Below are 17,830 nucleotides of genomic sequence, written 5' to 3' on the forward strand. Positions count from 1 at the left end.
TTATCCAGACCTCCCGTCACGGTCGGCGGCATCCTCGCGCAGTCGGGCTCTTATGCGCTCCTGAGTACGCCGTACCCGCTCGTAGAGCTCTTCTTCGTCCGGGAGGGTGGTGCCACCATTCCCTCCGGACACCCGGTGACCGGCGCGGCCCGCGAACCTCTCCCTCATCCTCTCCTGGGCCTCGAAGTACCCCTCGCGGCTCCGCTCCCGCATCTCACCGACACGGTCGGCCAGCAAATTCCTCAGCTCCCTGCCGCTCCTGGGGGCAAAGAACATCCCCGTGACGATACCCGCGACGGCGCCGAGCACGAAGGTTCCGAGCCGCTCCCTATTAGACATCTCCGGCTACCTCCTGTAGCTCGCCACCGAGTATTTTACCTTCAAGCCTCCGCCGTATCTTCACGCCCTCCCCCCGGCGTCGATCAGCAGGGAGCTCTTCTTCCCGCGAGCCTTCTCCGCCATCCCCGAGATCCTGTTGGCCACGAAAGCGACGGCCGCATCAGAAGTCGCCTCTATCGAGATGTTCTCCACGGCATAAGTCCCGAGCCGGCGGGCGCTCTCGCGGATGTAGTCGTGGATCTTGCGTATCTGCTCGAAGTGGGCGATGTACTCCTCCGCCGGACGGCGCATAGAGGTCCCGAGCGCCCGGACGTGGAAGCGGTCGCGGTGGACCTCCGGGTCCGAGAGGTAGACCACGAGCGAGCAGACGTTCGGGTGATCGCGATACCTGTCCAGTACGATCTCGGGGGCCAGGTGTACCCCTTCTATGACCAGGTTGGTCCCCTCCTTGAGCCCCCGCTCGACCAGCGCCTCGACCCCGACGGCGACCTGGGAGGCCTGCGAGCGGTAGCCGTAGAGCACGAGCTCCTCGTCGGCCACCGGAACCCGTATGTCCTCCCGCGCCACGTTGTACGAGCTCTTGTGCAGCGTGGGCAACAGATCCGGGCTTATCGCCCGCCGCAGGATCTCACGGATCGAATCCGTCCCGATGACGCTCTGGATGTTCAGCCGGCGCGCCACGTCGGCAGCAAGGGTGCTGGTGCCCACCCCGGTCGCCCCACCGATGAGCACGATGACCGGCTCCGTCGTCTCCCTCAGGATGCGCCACTTGTCCAGGCGGCTGACGACCAGAGCGTCGTAGATCTGGAGCTTCGCCCGGGCACGGGCCAGGACCTCTTCTTCCTCGACCAGATAGCGTTCTTCGGCGAGAAGCTCGGCCCTGACCTCGCTCGCGATCCTGTAGGCCATCTCCATCCGGGCTCCGGCCTGGGCCAGCACCTGCGCGAGGATACCCCGCGAGAACACGGCCCTGCGGTCCCCCTTGACGATGGTGATCTCCTGCTCCGCCATAGACACCCCCGCGTGAGAGAGCGGTTGCGTCCGGCAGTCCCCTAGTCCCCGAGGATGCGCAACCCCCGGTACTTCCTCTCCCGCCGGCGCTTCACACGATAGTAGAAGAACAACAGAAAGGCGACCAGCGCGAGGGCGATGTAGGGCACGAACACCGAGACGACCCCGCCTATGAGGCCGGTGAGATCCTCGCACAGGCTGAGAAACCCCGCGGAGACCCCGGTCCCTCCCCCGACCGGACGCAACACCATCTTCAGTGCGGCGACGATACCCGCGATGACACCCCCCGCGACGAGCTCCGGAACGGCCGCCTGCCCCACGCCCACCCCGAGCGCAACCGCGAAAAGTACCGCACCCGCGGCCATCCGAACCGGAAACTGCACGTAGTCGAGAACCCGGCTCACCCGTCCCGCCTTGTCGAGCCCAACCTCGAGCAGCGCCAGCACGACCAGAGCCCCGAGCGCCACTCCTCCGTCCAGCACACCGAAGGGCCGGTGTAACGCGAGCGTGCCGATGAGGGCGAAAACCCCGACGACGAGTACCGGGATGTAAGCCCTGACCCCGGCCGCCGCCGCGAGCCCGACCCCTATTCCTACCGCCAGAATCTCGCTCATGCCGGGCATTATAACCCCTGCACGACACGGGGCTCTCAAAAGACCACCCCCAAAACCCCGACCACGACGAGCACCAGCAGAGAGACCGCCACCGGCGGCGCGACCATCCGGACGACCTTGCTCTCCTGCCCGAGCAACCCCGTCGCCGTCGCCGCGAGCACGACCCTCTGAGGAGCGAGCATGTTCGACTGGCTCCCCGCGACGTTCTGCAGGGCGGCCACGAGCTCCTCCCGGCCACCCGTGCCGTGGGCGGCCCCGATCTGAAACGGCATGAAGAGCGCGTTCGACCCGGTGTTCGAACCGGTCAGGAAACCCCCGAGCGCCCCCACGAGCGGGCTCGCCGCCGCGTAAGCCCCGCCCAGCAGCGCCGCCGCACCCCCCGCGAGCAGCGCCGCCGCCCCGCTCTCGGCGACGACCTCCCCGGCGAGGATGAAGGCGAAGATCGTCCCGGCCACCGGAAGCCACTGGCCGGCAGCCCTCCCGAGGGCACCGGCGAACGCCCTCCTCCCCACCCCGAGCAGGAGCGCGGCGAAGGCGGACGAGAGCAGCAGCCACGGCCCCGGCCCCTCGAACACGAAGGCCCCGCCGAGAAAATCTCGCACCGGACCCACCCCGTTCGCAAAGGCGAGCGAGGCGAGCAAAAACCCGTACGGCGCGAGCTCCCTCACGGGCACCCCCGTCCTCCCCATCCTCCTGGCACGCAGTCCGAGCAACACCGCCGACACCGCGAGCCCTCCCGCCACCCCCGAAAGCTCGGGCACCGCATACAGGCTGCACAGCAATGCCGCCGCCCCCATCACCCCGCCGTAGAAGAGCGCCTCCGCCCCCCTCCGCCAGAGCCCCTCCCTCCCACCGGTGAGCGCGACCGTCGCGAGCGCGTAGACCACGAAGACCGGCAGGCTCACCCACGCGCTCGCCACCGAGAGCCGCCGGAAACTCTCCCCCGCGATCTCCGCCCCGATCAGCGTCCCGACCCCGAGCGCTCCCCACGGGACCGCAAGCTGCCCCCAGCTCGCCAGAACCGCCGACTTCAGCCTCGAAAAACCCGCCGCGAGCAGTATCGGGGCGCTTATCACCACCCCGACGCCGAAACCCGTCACCGACTCGAAGAAAGGCGCCGCACCGAGCACGACCAGCAGCGCCAGCACCTCCCTCTCCGAAGCCACCTCCCCCAGAAACACCGAGACGGTCCTTATCGCACCACCGGCCTCGAGCACGTTGTAGAGCAAAAGCCCCCCGAACAGAACGTAAACCACCTCACCCGCGGTCCCCAACCCCTTCCACATCGCCCCCGGAATGCCCCCACCCGAAAACCCCGGCCACAGAACGGCCGCCATCACGGCCCCGACCAGCGAGGCCACCCCGACCCACACCGCGGGCCAGCGGAACACGATGAGCCCCACCCCCGCCACCAGAAACGGAGCCCCCGCCACCACGTAACCGAGTATTTCTATCATGGTAGAATTTATTCTCACATATGAACGAGAAGGAAGCAACGGAGCTGGTTTCGGCGGAGAGGCTGGGGGCTCGCATCCGGGAGTTGAGGAGGGTGCGGGATCTCACGCTGGTCGAGCTTGCGGAGCGCAGTGGGGTGAGCCGGGCGATGCTCTCGAAGGTGGAGCGGGGGGAGAAGAACCCGACGCTGGTGGTGGCGGCCAGGATCGCGGGGGGTTTGGGGATGTCGCTCTCGCAGCTTGTGGGCATCGAGGAGCGGCGCGAGCTGGTGGTCGTGCCGAAGGAGCGGCAGATGGTGATGCGTGACCCGGAGAGCGGGTTCGAGCGTCGCCTTCTCACCCCGGCTTTTGCCGGACGCGGGGTGGAGTTCATAAAGAACGTCATCCCGGAGGGAGAAAGCTCCGGGGAGTTCCCGCCGCACAGGAAGGGCGTGGTCGAGCACCTGGCGGTCGAGCGCGGGAGGCTGAGGGCCGTGCTCGGCGGCGAGGAGTATCTCCTGCGGGAGGGGGATGCGATGTACTTCGAGGCCGACCTGCCGCACCGCTTCGACAACGCCGGAGAAGGCGAGTGCAGCTACTACCTGATCATAGACGCCGGCAGGGCGTAGCCGGGGAGGCCGGGTATCGAGCGGGGCGCCGTCGGGTCTGTCGTTCCGATCGACCGGTCCCTCTGAGCTATACTTGCGCGGAAGTTCTCTGCCAGATCACAGGAAGACCGGAGGGTTAGATGTCGCAGACCGTCTCGATGGACAAGATCGTCGCCTTCTGCAAGCGGCGGGGGTTCGTGTACCAGAGCTCGGAGATCTACGGCGGCATCCGCTCCTCCTACGACTACGGCCCTCTCGGGGTCGAGATGAAGCGCAACATCAAGGACGAGTGGTGGCGCAGCATGGTCTACGCCCGCGACGACGTGGTGGGCTTCGACTCTGCGATCATCATGCACCCGAAGGTGTGGGAGGCCTCCGGGCACGTTGAGACCTTCAACGACATGCTCGTCGAGAGCCGGAGTTCGGGGAGGCGCTACCGGGCCGACCACCTCATCGAGGAGGCGACCGGGATGGAGGTCGAGGGTCTCTCCCCCGAGGAGCTCACGCGCATAATCCAGGAAGACGAGCGCATCAAGGACCCGGTGGACGGCGGGCGAGACTTCACGCCGGTCAGGCCGTTCAATTTGATGTTCGAGACCTACACCGGTCCGGTCAAGAGCCCGGAGAACGTAGCGTATCTCAGGCCGGAGACCGCGCAGGGCATCTTCGTCAACTTCAAGAACATCCTGCAGACCAGCAGGGTCAAGGTTCCCTTCGGGGTAGCCCAGCAGGGCAAGTCGTTCCGCAACGAGATCACGCCGGGCAACTTCATCTTCCGCACCCGGGAGTTCGAGCAGATGGAGATGGAGTTCTTCGTCAAGCCGGGTACCGACGAGGAGTGGCACGAGTACTGGATCGAGGAGCGCTACGAGTGGTATCTCAGGCTCGGGATGAACCCTGAGAACATCCGCAAGCGCGAGCAGAGCGACGAGGAGCGCGCCCACTACGCGACCCGCGGGGTGGACATAGAGTACAACTTCCCGTTCGCCGGGTGGTCGGAGCTCGAGGGCATCGCCAACCGCACCGACTACGACCTCAAGAAGCACGCCGCCTACTCCGGCACCAACTTCACCTACACCGACCAGGCGACGGGCGAGAGCTTCATCCCCTACGTCATCGAGCCCGCCGCCGGTCCTGACAGGATGATGCTCGCTTTCATCGTCGACGCCTACACCGAGGAGGAGGTCGCCGGGGAGAAGAGGGTGGTCCTCAAGCTACATCCGCGCCTCGCGCCGACCAAGGCCGCGGTCTTTCCCCTGACCAGAAAGGAGCCCGTCGCGACCATAGCCCGCAGGCTCTACGAGGATCTGCGCGGCGACTACCGGGTCTTCTACGACGAGTCCGGTTCGATCGGCCGGCGCTACCGTCGGCAGGACGAGGCGGGCACGCCTTACTGCGTCACGGTCGACTTCGACACGATAGAGGACCGCAAGGTGACGATCCGCGACCGCGACACCCTGCAGCAGGAGCGCATCCCGATAGAAGGGGTGCGCGAGCGGCTGAAAGAACTCATCTCCGGCTAGAGCGAACCCGGATCACCCGCGGCGGGGCTTCCCGACTTCGAGCCTGAGAAGATGGCTGCGCCGCCTGCGCGCGAGGACTCCGGCGAGGGCCGCCCCGAGCACGAATCCTCCCACCCCCGTCAGCAGAGGGAGGGCCCGCCGCAGGACGGCCCTCCCTCCCACCCCGGCAAGATCCAGGCCCTCCTCCCCCGGAGACGAACCGGAATCCCCTCGCTCCGACGCGGGAGCGGCCGGCTCCCGGGCTCCCTCACCCAGGATCTCCCGCTCCAGACAGGAGGCGAAGCGGGACATGATCTCCGAGGCCACATCCTGCATGATCCCGCGCCCGAACTGCGCCACACGGCCGGAGACATCCAGGTCGGTCTCCACTCGGACCCTGGTTGTATCCCCCTCTCCGCGCATCGTCGCGGTTATCGTCGCGGAGGCGGTCCCCTGCCCCCTGGTCTCTCTGCCGCTCGCCCGGAGGTGGGCCCGGCGGTTCTCTTCGTCGGCCTCCTCGAGACGAACCGTCCCGCGGTAGCGGACCGAGATCAAACCGAGCCTCACCGCCATCGTCCCGAGGTACTCGCCGTCGGCGGACTCCTCTATCGAGGCCCCGGGCAGGCAGGGCGCGATGCGCTCCAGATCGAGCATCGTCTCCCACACCCTCCCGAGCGGGGCCTTCACGGCAAACTCGTTCTCCATCTTCACGGTCGCCTACCCCCTGTCCCAGGTCCTGTCCGCCGCGCGCACCGCCTCTACGATCCCCTCGTAGCCGGTACAGCGGCAGAGGTTTCCCGAGAGTGCCTCCCGGATCTCCTCTTCGCCCGGGTTCTGCTTCTCCGCCAGAAGCTCCAGGGCGCTCATCAGGAACCCCGGCGTGCAGAAACCGCACTGCAACCCGTGGTGCTCGTGGAAGGCCTGCTGCAGCGGGTGCAGCGGCCCCTCCGGCGAGGAGAGCCCCTCCACGGTGAGAACCTCCTGCCCGTCGGCCTGAACCGCGTACAGGATGCAAGAGCGGACGCTCGCATCCCCGAGCATCACCGTGCACGCCCCGCACACCCCGTGCTCGCACCCGACGTGGGTGCCCTTGAGCCCCAGGTCGTAGCGCAAAAAGTCCGCGAGGGTCTTTCTCACCTCGACCTCCCGCTCGTAGCGGGTGCCGTTCACCGTAAGCCGGATGGTCCTCCTCCGCTCCATCATCCCTCCTCCCGCGCGCGCCGAACCGCTTCTCCGAGCGCCCTCTTCGTGAGGACGCGGACCAGGTGCCTCCGGTAGGCCGCGGAGGCGTGTACGTCCGAGCCGGGCTCACAATCCCGCGCGGCCCGCTCGGCGGCCTCCCCGAAGAGCTCCTGGGTCGGGCTCTCCCCGGAGAGCATCTCCTCCGCATCCCCCGCCTCGAACGGTGTGGGGGCCACGCCGGTGTAGACCAGTCGCACCCGCTCGCACCTCCCGTCCCGCGCGAGCGTCACGACCGCCGCCACCCCGACGAGCGCGAAGTCACCGTGGCGGCGGGCGACCTCCTTCCAGGAGGTGCCGGTGCGCGGCGGGAGAGGTGGGAATCTCGCCTCCACCAGAAGCTCGTCGGGGGCGAGGTCCGTGGTCATGTAGTTCACGAAGAAGTCTCCGGCCTCAACCTCACGCTCGTCTCGCGCGCCGCGGATGCGCAGCCGGGCACCGAGGGCGACGGCGACGGCCGGGAGCTCGGCGGCGGGATCGGCGTGGGCGAGGCTGCCGCAGATCGTGCCCCGGTTGCGGATGGCGACGTGCCCGATGTACGGTGCGGCCTGATGGAGCAACGGCCATCTTCGGGGGATGGAGATGGAGCGTTCTATCGACCGCTGGCGGGCGAGCGCTCCGACCGCGAGCATGCCTTCGCCGCTGCGCAGGTAGGAGAGCCCCTCCACCCGGTTTATGTCCACGAGCACCCCGGGTGTGGCCAGGCGCATGTTCAGAAGCGGCCCCAGGCTCTGCCCCCCGGCGAGGACCTTGGCCTCCTCGCCGTGCTCACCGAGGAGCTCCAACACCTCCTCGACGCTCTCCGGGGCTGCGTACTCGAACGGTGCGGGCTTCATTGCTAACGCCCCCTGAACTCGGGCTTACGCTTCTCGACGAAGGCCTCGACCCCCTCGGCGAAATCCTCCGTCGAGCGGAGCATCCCGTAGGCGTAACCCTCCATCTGCAGCGCGGCCTCGAGCGGAGCGTCATACCCCAAGTTCAGCACCCGCTTGGCGTGCTCGAGGGCGAGGCGGGGCCGCGAGAGCAGCTCGTCCGCGAGCTCCTCCACCGCCTCGTCGAGCCTCTCCGGTTCGACCACCGAGGTCACGAGGCCCCACTCCAGGGCCTCGCGGGCGGGCACCCTGCGGCCCCGCAGGATCATGTCCTTCGCCCGCGTCATCCCGACGAGGCGCGAGACCCTCTGGGTGCCGCCGCTGCCCGGGATCATCCCGAGCCCGACCTCCGGCAACCCGAAGACGGCGCGCTCGGTGGCGACGCGGAAGTCGCAGGCGAGCGAGAGCTCGAGCCCCACCCCGAAGCAGTAGCCGTCGATGGCGGCTATGACCATCCCCGGGAACCGCTCGGGGGCGGCGACGTTCTCGTGCAGCAGCGAGAGCCTGCCCGGGTGCTCCTTCAGGAAGCCCGCGATATCCCCTCCCGCGGTGAACGCCCGCTCACCCTCGCCGCGGATGACGACCACCCGCGCCCGGCCGTCCCTCTCCAGCGCGCGGAAGAGGTCCGAGATCTGATCCCGCATCCCCATCGTGACGCGGTTCATCTTTTTCGGGTCGTCGAGCACCAGACGCGCCACGCCGCGCTCCTCCTCGAAGGAGAAACGCATGTTCTCGAGTTCGAGCCCGAAATCTTCAGCCTTGAGCGTCAAACCCTGCTCCCCTCGTCTCTGTCCGTCGTTTTCAGCTCCTCGTACTCCCCGGCCAGAAGCCGCCTCCTGAGGAGCTTTCCGACCGGGCTCTTCGGCAGCTCCTTCACGAGCACGATCCTCTTCGGCCGCTTGAAGCGAGCCAGCGAGGGGCTCTTCCTGCAGTGCTCGTCTATCTCCTGCGGGGTGAGGTCTTCTCCCGCGGGGACGATGAAGGCGGTCACCGCCTGGCCCCACCGTTCGTCCGGAAGCCCGACCACGGCGACCTCCTCGACGCCCGGGTGGCGCGAGATGACCTCCTCGACCTCGACCGGGTAGACGTTCTCTCCGCCGGTGATGATCATGTCGTCGACCCGGCCCGTCACCCACAGGTCTCCGTCCTCGTCGATGTACCCGGTGTCCCCGGTGAAGTGCCAGCCCTCCCGGATGGTCTTGGCCGTGGCCTCGGGTCGGTTGTAGTAGCCGGAGTAGGCGTCGTCACAGAGCCTCACGATTATCTCCCCCGTCTCCCCCTGCGGGACCACCTCGTCCGGACGCACGTTCGGCTCGGGGTCTGCGCGCACCACCCTTATCTCGGTGTGGAAGGCGGCCCTCCCGGCGCACCCGGGTTTCTTCCGGGGCTCGGGGTAGACGGCGAAGATGTACACCTCGGTCGAGCCGTAGTGGTTCACGAAGACCTCGGGGTCGAAGCTCTCGAGGCACCTCTCGACCAGCGGACCGAGCATCGGAGAGCCGGCGTAGGAAAGTTTCTTCACGCTCGTGGTGTCGTGCTCGTCGAACTCGGGGCTGCCCACGAGGTCGTGGAAGAGGGTCGGGATGAGGTAGAGGGCGCTTATCCGCTCGCGCTCTATGATCTCGAGCGCCTCCCCGGCATCCCAATCGGGCATGGCGACGAAGAGGCCGTTCAGCGAGATCATGCTGGTGAGCGAGTGCATCCCCATCGTGTGGTAGAGCGGCATACACCCGAGGGTCTTCTCCCAGAGGCTATACCCGTGGTGGATGACCTGCCCCACGGTCGCCGCGTACTCGGCCCTCTGGCTGCGCAGCACCCCTTTGGGACGCCCCGTCGTCCCGGAGGTGTAGAGCATGAGCGCGATGTCTTCCTCCTCGATGTTCTCCTCCGGCCTCTCGCCGGAGGCCGCCCCGATCACATCGTCGAAGGAGAGCGCGTCTTCGGGTGGGTCTTCCCCCACGTAGAGCAGCACGGGCTCGAAGCCGAGCCCCTCCCGCGCCCGGAGCACGACCTCCCGGGTAGCCTCCTCGAAGAGTACGACGCGTGGAGAGGCGTCGCCCAGGCAGTAGCGGACCTCCTCCTCCGCCCACCGGAAGTTCAGCGGGGTGTTTATCGCCCCGAGCTTCTGGCAGGCCATGTGCACCGCGCAGTTCTCCTCCCGGTTCTTGAGCAGCTGCACCACCCTATCGCCCTTGCGGACCCCGAGCCCGCGCAGGGCGCATGCGACGGAATCGACCCGCTCGTTCCACTCCGCGTAGGTGTACCGCCGCTCTCCGTCCACCACGGCCAGGCTCTCCGGGTAGCGGGAGGCGGCCCGCTCGAGCATGTCTCTCAGGATCATGCGTCCTCCTTCCGCCCGTAGAGGAGTTCGAACACTCTCTCCGGGGTCACCGGAAGCCCGGTTATCTCGACCTCCTCGGGCTGCAGGGCGTCGGAGATGGCGTTCGCCACCGCGACGGGGACGCTCATCGTCGAGCCCTCCCCGAGCCCCTTGGCTCCGAGCAGCGAGTAGGGCGAGGGGGTCTCGATGTGGTCGATGTTGAGCCCCGGCACCTCGGCCGCGGTAGGACAGAGGTAGTCCATGAAGCTGGCGTTTTTCAGCTGTCCCTCCTCGTCGTAGAGGAATTCCTCGTAGAGTGCCCCCCCAAGCCCGTGGGCGGCGCCGCCGTAGATCTGCCCCTCCGCGAGCATTGGGTTGAGGAGCCTCCCGGCGTCGTGGACGGTGAAGTAGTCGAGAACCTTCACCTCGCAGGTCTCCCGATCCACCTCCACCACGGCGACGTCGGCGAGGAACCCGTAGGTGGCCGAGGAATCGACCCGGTCGTCCTCGCCCGGAGGGCTCGTCACGGAGAGCGAGAAGAAGGCCGTCTCGTGGAGCCCCGGGTCCACGTCCTCGGGTAGCGCGGAGGAGTTCCAGTGGGCCGCCCCGGCGGCCCGACGCAACGAGACCTTCCGCTCCGGATCGCCGCGCACCACGAAGGCGCCCTCCTCGAACTCGAGCTCCTCCGGCGCTGCGTCGAGCAGGTGGGCGGCTATCCGGGCGAGCTTCTCGCGCAGCCTGCGGGCCGCGAGCGCGATCGCGCTCGCCGAGAGCGGCGCGAAGCGGCTCGAGTAGGAGCCGGTGGTTATGGTCCAGGGCATCGTCGAGGTGTTCATCTCGGCCACGACCCGCACCCGCTCGGGCGCGACGCCGAGCTCGTCGCAGACGATCTGGGTCGCCACCGTCTCGTGGCCCTGGCCTTGCGGGGTGGTGGTTATGCTGACCGTGACCCCGCCGCTCGGATCGACGCTCACGGTCGCGGCCTCGGTGCACCCGGAGAGGTCGTTGGAGGAAGCCCTCTCCTCGCGCGTCTTGGCCAGGGTGACGTAACCCATGTTCGTCCCGGAGGGGTCGACGATCGTGGCGAGCCCCACCCCGATGCGCCGCCCTTGCTCCCTGGCTTTCTTCTGCTCTTCACGCAACCGCTCGTAGCCGCTCATCTCCAGCGCCCGCTCGAGCACGGCCTGGTAGTTTCCGGAGTCGTAGACGCCGCCGAAGGGCGTGCGGTAGGGGAACTCATCGGAGGCGATGAGGTTGCGGCGTCGGATCTCGGCCGGATCGAGCCCGAGCCGGCGCGCCGCGAGGTCCATCGTCCTCTCGAGCGCGAAGTAGAGCTGCGGGCCACCGAAGCCGCGGTTGAGCCCCGTCGGGGTCTTGTTGGTCATGACCGAGATGGTCTCGGCCCGCACGTCCTCGACCCGGTACGGTCCGGTGAAGTTGCCGAAGCAGCGGTACATCGTCGCCGGCTCCGGCGAGCGGATGTATCCTCCCACATCGTCGGCGAAGCGGTAGTCGATCCCGAGGAGCCTCCCGTCCTCGCGGAAGGCCGCCCTGACCCGCGAGACCCGACCCGTCCCCGAGCTGCTCCCCAGCAGGTGTTCGATCCTGTCCTCGATCCACTTCACCGGCCGACCGAGAGCGCGGCTCGCAATCCCCATGAGCGCCATGTACGGGTAGACGGCCGACTTTATCCCGAAGCTCCCCCCGATGTCCTGCGGCACGACGAACCTCACCCGGTTCTCCGGGATGCCCAAAGCCGCCGAGACGACCCGGTGCATGATGAACGGCCCGTGGAAGTTCGCCCAGATCGTCATCGCATCCTCCGCCGGGTCGTAGTCGGCTATGACCCCGTAGGTCTCTATGGGCGTCGAGCTGTAACGCGGGAAGCGGAAACTCTCCTCCACCACGAGATCCGCCTCTGAAAACGCCCGCTCTGGATCCCCGAACTCGAAGCTGCGGTGGTTGCCCACGTTCGAGCCGACCCGCTCGTGCAGCAGCGGCGCCCCTTCCTCCATCGCCTCCTCCACGTCCACGACCGCGGGCAGCTCCTCGTACTCGACCTCGACGAGCTCCGCCGCATCCTCGGCCAGGTAGCGGTCCTCCGCCACCACCACCGCCACCGGCTCTCCCACGTAACGCACCTTGTCCACCGCCGCCGGGTAGTACTCGACCGGTACGTCCACCGCCAGCGGGAAAGGACGCGAGAGCCTCCTCACGTCCTCCCCCGTGATCACGCCCACCACCCCCGGCGCCCGCCGCGCCTCCCCCGCATCCACCGAGACTATCCGCGCGTGCGCCTGCGTGCTGCGTACCACCGCAGCATGCGCCACGTTCCCGACCGGCTCTATGTCGTCGATGAAACGCCCCCTGCCCGTGAGCAGCCGACGGTCCTCGACCCGTCCGTGGCTCCGCCCGACGAGTCCACCGGCCCGCTCTTCTCTTCTTACGGTCTCCACTCCCCACCTCTTTTCTTTATACGAAACACCTTTACTGTTTTTCAGCATAGCGCCGCACCGAGGTCTGTTCAACCCGCTTGACGCGTATGTAACGCGCCTTCTATACTGGTTTTTCAGAAACTTCGTTTTCTTGGGAGGAGAGTGACGAGAGCGCGCGGGCACGAGAGGGCTCAGATCCTGAAGTCGCTTGAGACGGGGCTTAGGGTTCTGGGGTGCTTTGAGGGAGCGAAGTCTGAGTGGGGCGTCACCGAGCTCGCGGGAGAGCTCGGGGTGAGCAAAGCCAGCGTCTACCGGGTGCTCGCGACGCTGGAGCGGCACGGGTACGTGCTACAGGACGAAGGGAGCGGACGTTACCGGCTCGGCAGCCGCCTCATCCGGCTCGGGCGGCTGGCGGCGAACCACTTCAGCCTACCCGAGCGTGCGCTGCCGTTGATGCGAGAGCTGCGGGACGAGACCGGCGAGGAGGTTCATCTGGCCGTCCTCGACGGGAGGGAGGCGGTCTACATCGCGAAGGTGAACGGGCTGAGGCCGGTGCAGGTCGTCTCGGAGATAGGTGATCGCTGTCCGGCGCACTGCGTCTCGACGGGCAAGGTTTTGCTGGCACACGCCGACCCGGCGCTGGTGGAGGGCATGATCTCCGAGGGGCTCGTCTGCTACACCGACAGGACGCACGCCACGGCCGGCTCCCTGCTCGAGGAGCTGGAGAAGATACGCGGGCAGGGTTACGCGGTCAACTGGGGCGAGTGGAGGGAAGACGTGAGGGGGGTGGCGGCGCCCGTCGTGAACGCGGACGGGAGCGTCGTCGCCTCGATCGGCATCTGCGGGCCGGCCTTTCGTCTCGACGAAGGTTTCATACAGAAGAGCATCCCCGCCGTCGTGGGCGCTGCATCCCGGCTCTCCGGTCAGCTGGGAGCGCCGGAAGAACGCTAACGCTCCGGGTGACGCAGGACGAGGTTGACCGCCCTCATGCTCATCACCGCCTCGCCCCGCCGGTCGAGAACCTCGATCAGCGAGCGAACGATCCCCCGATCAGGTTTAGAGCGCGAACGTCGGGTCTCGAGCACGCTCACCCGCACCGAGAGCTCGTCTCCGGGGCGTACCGGCTTGATCCAGCGCAATTCGTCCACGCCGGGAGAACCCAGGCTGGAGACGCTGGAGAGGTAGCGCTCGGCGTAGAGGCGCATCATCAGTGAGACGGTGTACCAGCCGCTCACGATCAGACCACCGAAAACCGTCTCCTTCGCGGCCTCGAGGTCGGTGTGGAAGGGTTGCGGGTCGAACCGCCGGGCGAAGTCGATGGCCTCGTCCTCCTCCACCCTGACCGTTCCGAGCTCGTGCACGGAGCCCGCGACGTAGTCCTCGAAGTACCGCTCTCCTCCAGGCTCGGTGAAAGCAGAGTTCCCCATGATCCCCCTCGTATAGCGCCTCCCTCCGAAGGAGGCAAGAGAGAAGGCCCGGGACGTCCCGGGCCTTCACGACCATTCCGCTGCGGCTCTAGCCTAGCAGGTGAAGGACCCTCCGCACCCGCAGGAGCCCTGGACGTTGGGGTTGTTCACGGTGAAGCCCGCGCCCATCAGCCCGTCGACGTAGTCGAACTCGCTGCCCATGATGTAGGGGACGCTCATCGCGTCGACGAGAACCCGGACGCCCTTGGTCTCGAAGACCTCGTCGTCCTCCTGGACCTCGTCGTCGAAGTAGATGTTGTACTGGAAGCCGCTGCAGCCGCCGGGACGCACGCCGATACGGAGCGCAAGGTCCTCCTCGCCCTCCTGGGCCATGAGGGCTTTGACCTTCTCGGCCGCCGCGTCGGTGATCGTAAGGATGGTTTCCTGCTTCTGCTCCATCGGCACCTCCAGGGGAATGTGCTGTAGCGGGCTCTGGTTTTACCTGCGCACGCTGATTATTACACCGCTTGCGGGACATATCAACGTCCGAGGGCGCGCCGCAGCGCCTCCTTCGCCCGTCGCAGCCGGGCCGGGAGCGTCTTCTTCAAGAGGCCGCCGAGACGCCGTCTCGCGCTCCCCCCCGCCCCGTAAACGAGCGAGGTGGGGTTGAAGAACCCCACCACCCGCCTCCAGCGGGGCATCTCTTCGAAGGCCCGCAGGGCCCGGCGGTAGGCCCGGGCGATCTCGTGCCGGTCCGCCCCGGCTCCCCCTCCGTAGAGGTACCCGGAGTAGAGGGCAGCGAACTCCTCGAACGGCTCCTCGTCGAGGGAGGCCTCGGCGGCGAGCAGCCGCAACCGCTCGGTGGGCGTGAGAGAGGGCGAGGTCGCGCCCCGGGCCCTCCCCGGCGGGAGCACGTCCTCGAGCCTGCCGACGAGATCCCTGTAGAGGGCCTCCGGGGTCCCTCCGCGCACCAGCGCCCGCTTGGAGAGGGGCGAAGCGGCGAGCAGAGCCACCAGGATGGCCGGGAGGATCTCCCAGGGCAGAGAACCGGCCTCCTGCCCTCCGGAGCGGCGCTGGCTGCGCCGACGGTGGGGTGTACTGCTACGGGCCTGCGGCTTCTTGCCCTTCGAGCTTTCCTGCGAGGGACCGTTGTAGGCCTCGTGCAGCTGCCGCCGGTAGCCCGGGGAGTTGGGGATCTGATCCTGCACCGAAGAGAGGCTGGGATGAGGAGCGGGAGCGTTCTTGTCCATCGTGGTGGTCACGGTAAAGCCCGGCGTCGGATCGAAGGGGTACCAGCCGACGCCCGGGAAGTAGACCTCTACCCAGGTGTGCATGTTCTCCCCCCTGACGAGGTACTCGCCCGGACGGATCATCTGTCCGGTCGTCGCCCCGTAGACGTTGCGCGTGGGCACGCCGAGCTTGCGGCAGATCAGCGCCATCGTGCTCGAGAACTGGGTGCAGAATCCCTCTCTGCGGGAGAGGAACTCCTGCAGCTCCTCTCCGGCTTTGTAGTTGACGTCCAGGTTGTACGTGAAGCCGCCATCGTACTTGAGGTAGCTGTAGACCGCGCGCGCCTTGTCGTAAGGGGTACGCGGGCCATAGCGGCGCAGGATCTCCTTCTCCACCCTGACGAGGTTTCCAGGCAGGCCGTCCGGAAGCTGGAGATACTTCTCCCGCACGAGGCGGGGATAATCCGTCCCGGCCAGCCGGAGCTGCGAGGCCGTCGGCTGGGGCACCTTCGAGAGCACCCTGTAGTACGTGCCCTTCTGCAGGGTGTTCTCCACGTACCACGAGCCGTCGGCGCGCCGCCTGGCCCCGGGAACCGAGGTCTCGACTATTTCGTACCCCCCGAAGACCAGGTTCGTCTGGGCGTCGAGGATCTCGAAGCCCTGATAGACGTCCTCTGTCTGAACCCCCGGGGCGACGTCCGGACCGGTCCTCTCGCCGGAACCGATCGTGTTCGTCCACCTGAACCCGTCGAAGTGGTCCAGCGTCCCACCGCGCCAGAACAGCGGCCGGGTGCTGCGGACCTTCATCAACCGCGCCTCACGTCCGGCGGAGAGATAGTTCCCGACGTCGGCCTGGGCGGAGAGCCGCGAGGTCTGCCGGAGGCTCGTGCCGAGCTTGGTCCAGTCGACGAGCCCCGGACGTATCAGGCGGCCGAGGAGCGGAAGACGCGGGATCGCCAGCACGAGCCCCGCGACGGCCAGCGCCGCAACGAACTCCCCCCGTCCCAGCTCGTCCCCGCCGGAGTCTCCGCGCGCACGTCCGGGGCTCCCTGCGGTGACCAGCAGCACCGCGCACACCAGGAACGCCGCGAAGTAGGGACCGATGCCGTCTTCGAAGCTCACCGTGCTCACGACGCCTATGGAGAGCCCGAGCAGCACCATGGAGAGGACCGGGCTCCCGCCCCGGAGGGTGGTGGCGGTGGCCGTGGCGCCGAGCAGTACCACCAGCGGCAGGAAGATCACGAAAAGCCCCGGAGCGAGATCATAGGGAACCTTCTCCAGGTACATCGTCCCCGCCGCCGCGTACAGGTCACGGGCGACCTCGATCCCGAGCGCCTTCCACCCCGAAGGGGTGACCGGCGGGAAGCCGTAGACGGAGACCAGAGTGTAGAACGTACCGGCCACGACCGTCAGCGGAATCCACCTGCGGCGCACCGAGGCCGCCAGCGCCCCGGTGAGCGCCGCGCCGACCAGGAGCAAGAACGCGCTGCCGGTCAGCCCGAGCAGACCGCCCCCGGCCTCCCGGATCCGGCCGGTGAACAGCACGCTGAAGGAGGCTCCGGTGGCCGCACAGGCCGCGTAGAGCGGCACGATGAGCCTCGGGCTCCTAACCACCGACGCGCCTCCTCCCCACCCTGTAGAACCCGGGCGCCCCCTCCTCCCGGCGCAACACGAACACCACGGCCCCCGCGGCCTCGAGCGAGGCCAGCCAGGCTTCGAACTCCTCCACCCGATCTAGAGCCCTGACACCGCCGGAACGCGGGTAGGCATGAGGGTTGAGGGCGACGACCGCGACGTAGGTACCCGACGCCCTCAGACGGCTCACGCAGGACGCGAGCCCTTCGTCCCGGGTGCGCGAGACGACGACGATCCCGTCACCCGCGTCCCGACGCCCGGCGGCGAGGACGTCCGAGATGGGCTCCGAGCCGTCGGCCTCCACGGTCGCCAGCAGCCTCATGTGTTGTTCGTAGGAGGCATCGAAACTCGTAGAAGCAACCCCGCCGTCGTTGCACACGAGCCTGAAGGGAGAGCCCGCCTCGCGCAGAGCGGCCGCCACCGAGGCCGCCGCGGAGACAGCATCCTCCACCTCACGCCCCGTAACCCGCAACCCCCTCCGCCGCAGGTCCAGAGCCACCGTGTAGCGGGCCGGGGCGAGATCCGAGAACTCCCTCACGTAGAGCTCCCCGGTTCTGGCCAGGCTCTTCCACGAGACGTGACGCAGCTCGTCGCCGGGCCGGTACTCTCTGAGCCCGGCGAACTCCTCCCCCCGGCTCGTCCTGCGTTCCGGGCCCCCGCCCTCGTCACCCTCGAGGAGCTCGGCCGGCACCGGCCAGACCCTCGGGTAGACCACGACCTCCCCGCGCGCCGCGAACCTCCAGTCGAACCGGAACATCCCGTAAGGGTCCTCCGAGACAACCTCCGCCGGTCCCAGCGAGTACACCCCGCGGCGCGCGAAGGTCACCTCCACGTCCAGCGCCCCACCCTCCCATCCGAGGCTCCTCCTCTCCGGCAGCCGGTCTCTCACCTCAACCACCGCCCCCCCGTGACGCCGCATCCCCAGGACCACGATCCCGAAACGCACCGGACGTTCGGCTACGATCCCCCCCTCGGGCGGTATCTCGCGCCGGTAGCGAAGGCCGCTGCCCCCCACGAGCCCGGCGACCAGCCCCACGAGCAGCAGGGCGAAGAGGACGTAGGCGAGCTGGAAGAGCTGGGTGGTCCCGAAGGCGATGGCGAGCCCCAGTACGACCCCGCCGGCGAGGATCGCCTGCCAGCCCCGGGACGTCGGGCGTACGGAGGGTCTCGCCCGCTCCCTCGGCACC

General features: G+C 67.9%; 17 protein-coding genes. 3 read left to right on the forward strand and 14 right to left on the reverse strand.

The genetic code is table 11. The annotated features are described in order from the left end of the window. From AC6EKW_RS08690 to AC6EKW_RS08705, 4 genes are read right to left on the reverse strand one after another with little or no spacing between them, the layout of a single operon-like run. Complete coding sequence (locus AC6EKW_RS08690) at positions 1 to 339, reverse strand: YtxH domain-containing protein (protein WP_273888564.1); 339 nt, start codon at positions 337 to 339, stop codon at positions 1 to 3. Positions 340 to 399: 60 nt separating this feature from the next. Next, complete coding sequence (locus AC6EKW_RS08695; RefSeq protein ID WP_273888563.1) at positions 400 to 1,350, reverse strand: 2-phosphoglycerate kinase; 951 nt, start codon at positions 1,348 to 1,350, stop codon at positions 400 to 402. Between the two features lie 41 nt (positions 1,351 to 1,391). Beyond that, on the reverse strand, positions 1,392 to 1,964 hold the full coding sequence (locus AC6EKW_RS08700; protein WP_273888562.1) for a DUF4126 domain-containing protein: 573 nt from the start codon (positions 1,962 to 1,964) through the stop codon (positions 1,392 to 1,394). 35 nt (positions 1,965 to 1,999) lie between these two features. After that, complete coding sequence (locus AC6EKW_RS08705; protein ID WP_498514186.1) at positions 2,000 to 3,421, reverse strand: L-lactate permease; 1,422 nt, start codon at positions 3,419 to 3,421, stop codon at positions 2,000 to 2,002. Positions 3,422 to 3,441: 20 nt separating this feature from the next. On the opposite strand from AC6EKW_RS08705, the gene AC6EKW_RS08710 reads away from it, so the two are divergent. Next, positions 3,442 to 4,026, forward strand: a complete 585-nt coding sequence (locus tag AC6EKW_RS08710; RefSeq protein ID WP_498514187.1) for a helix-turn-helix domain-containing protein — start codon at positions 3,442 to 3,444, stop codon at positions 4,024 to 4,026. Positions 4,027 to 4,145: 119 nt separating this feature from the next. Next, a complete protein-coding gene (locus AC6EKW_RS08715) occupies positions 4,146 to 5,528 on the forward strand; it encodes a glycine--tRNA ligase (RefSeq protein ID WP_273889424.1) in 1,383 nt (460 codons plus the stop codon). A gap of 12 nt (positions 5,529 to 5,540) precedes the next feature. Here AC6EKW_RS08715 and AC6EKW_RS08720 read toward each other — a convergent pair whose 3' ends face one another. From AC6EKW_RS08720 to AC6EKW_RS08745, 6 genes are read right to left on the reverse strand one after another with little or no spacing between them, the layout of a single operon-like run. Further along, positions 5,541 to 6,212, reverse strand: coding sequence for an SRPBCC family protein (locus AC6EKW_RS08720; protein WP_498514246.1), 672 nt, complete (start codon positions 6,210 to 6,212; stop codon positions 5,541 to 5,543). A 12-nt stretch (positions 6,213 to 6,224) separates the two neighbouring features. Further along, the gene (locus tag AC6EKW_RS08725; RefSeq protein WP_498514247.1) at positions 6,225 to 6,707 is read right to left on the reverse strand and encodes a (2Fe-2S)-binding protein; all 483 of its coding nucleotides are present in this window, start codon (positions 6,705 to 6,707) and stop codon (positions 6,225 to 6,227) included. Then, positions 6,707 to 7,582: an FAD binding domain-containing protein gene (locus AC6EKW_RS08730; protein WP_498514188.1), complete on the reverse strand. Its 876-nt coding sequence runs from the start codon at positions 7,580 to 7,582 to the stop codon at positions 6,707 to 6,709. Before AC6EKW_RS08730 ends, AC6EKW_RS08725 begins: the two co-directional genes overlap by 1 nt. Positions 7,583 to 7,584: 2 nt before the next feature. Beyond that, positions 7,585 to 8,388 carry an enoyl-CoA hydratase/isomerase family protein gene (locus AC6EKW_RS08735; protein ID WP_498514189.1) on the reverse strand — a complete coding sequence of 268 codons (804 nt, stop codon included), beginning with the start codon at positions 8,386 to 8,388 and terminating at the stop codon, positions 7,585 to 7,587. Then, positions 8,385 to 9,959, reverse strand: a complete 1,575-nt coding sequence (locus tag AC6EKW_RS08740) for a class I adenylate-forming enzyme family protein (protein WP_498514190.1) — start codon at positions 9,957 to 9,959, stop codon at positions 8,385 to 8,387. Before AC6EKW_RS08740 ends, AC6EKW_RS08735 begins: the two co-directional genes overlap by 4 nt. Beyond that, on the reverse strand, positions 9,956 to 12,394 hold the full coding sequence (locus AC6EKW_RS08745; protein WP_498514191.1) for a xanthine dehydrogenase family protein molybdopterin-binding subunit: 2,439 nt from the start codon (positions 12,392 to 12,394) through the stop codon (positions 9,956 to 9,958). Before AC6EKW_RS08745 ends, AC6EKW_RS08740 begins: the two co-directional genes overlap by 4 nt. Before the next feature lie 141 nt (positions 12,395 to 12,535). Here AC6EKW_RS08745 and AC6EKW_RS08750 point away from each other — a divergent pair, with 141 nt between their 5' ends. Further along, a complete protein-coding gene (locus AC6EKW_RS08750) occupies positions 12,536 to 13,324 on the forward strand; it encodes an IclR family transcriptional regulator (protein ID WP_498514192.1) in 789 nt (262 codons plus the stop codon). On the opposite strand, the gene AC6EKW_RS08755 is transcribed toward AC6EKW_RS08750, so the two are convergent. From AC6EKW_RS08755 to AC6EKW_RS08770, 4 genes are all read right to left on the reverse strand, one after another. Beyond that, complete coding sequence (locus AC6EKW_RS08755; RefSeq protein ID WP_498514193.1) at positions 13,321 to 13,800, reverse strand: MaoC family dehydratase; 480 nt, start codon at positions 13,798 to 13,800, stop codon at positions 13,321 to 13,323. The genes AC6EKW_RS08750 and AC6EKW_RS08755 overlap by 4 nt on opposite strands. Positions 13,801 to 13,893: 93 nt before the next feature. Then, the gene (gene erpA / locus AC6EKW_RS08760; protein ID WP_273847589.1) at positions 13,894 to 14,238 is read right to left on the reverse strand and encodes an iron-sulfur cluster insertion protein ErpA; all 345 of its coding nucleotides are present in this window, start codon (positions 14,236 to 14,238) and stop codon (positions 13,894 to 13,896) included. A gap of 80 nt (positions 14,239 to 14,318) precedes the next feature. Then, entirely contained in the window at positions 14,319 to 16,622 is a 2,304-nt protein-coding gene (locus AC6EKW_RS08765) for a transglutaminase TgpA family protein (RefSeq protein WP_498514194.1), read from the reverse strand. Further along, entirely contained in the window at positions 16,615 to 17,829 is a 1,215-nt protein-coding gene (locus AC6EKW_RS08770; protein ID WP_498514195.1) for a DUF58 domain-containing protein, read from the reverse strand. Before AC6EKW_RS08770 ends, AC6EKW_RS08765 begins: the two co-directional genes overlap by 8 nt. Position 17,830: the final 1 nt, after the last annotated feature.

The organism is Rubrobacter sp. M3-4 (genome assembly GCF_059772285.1).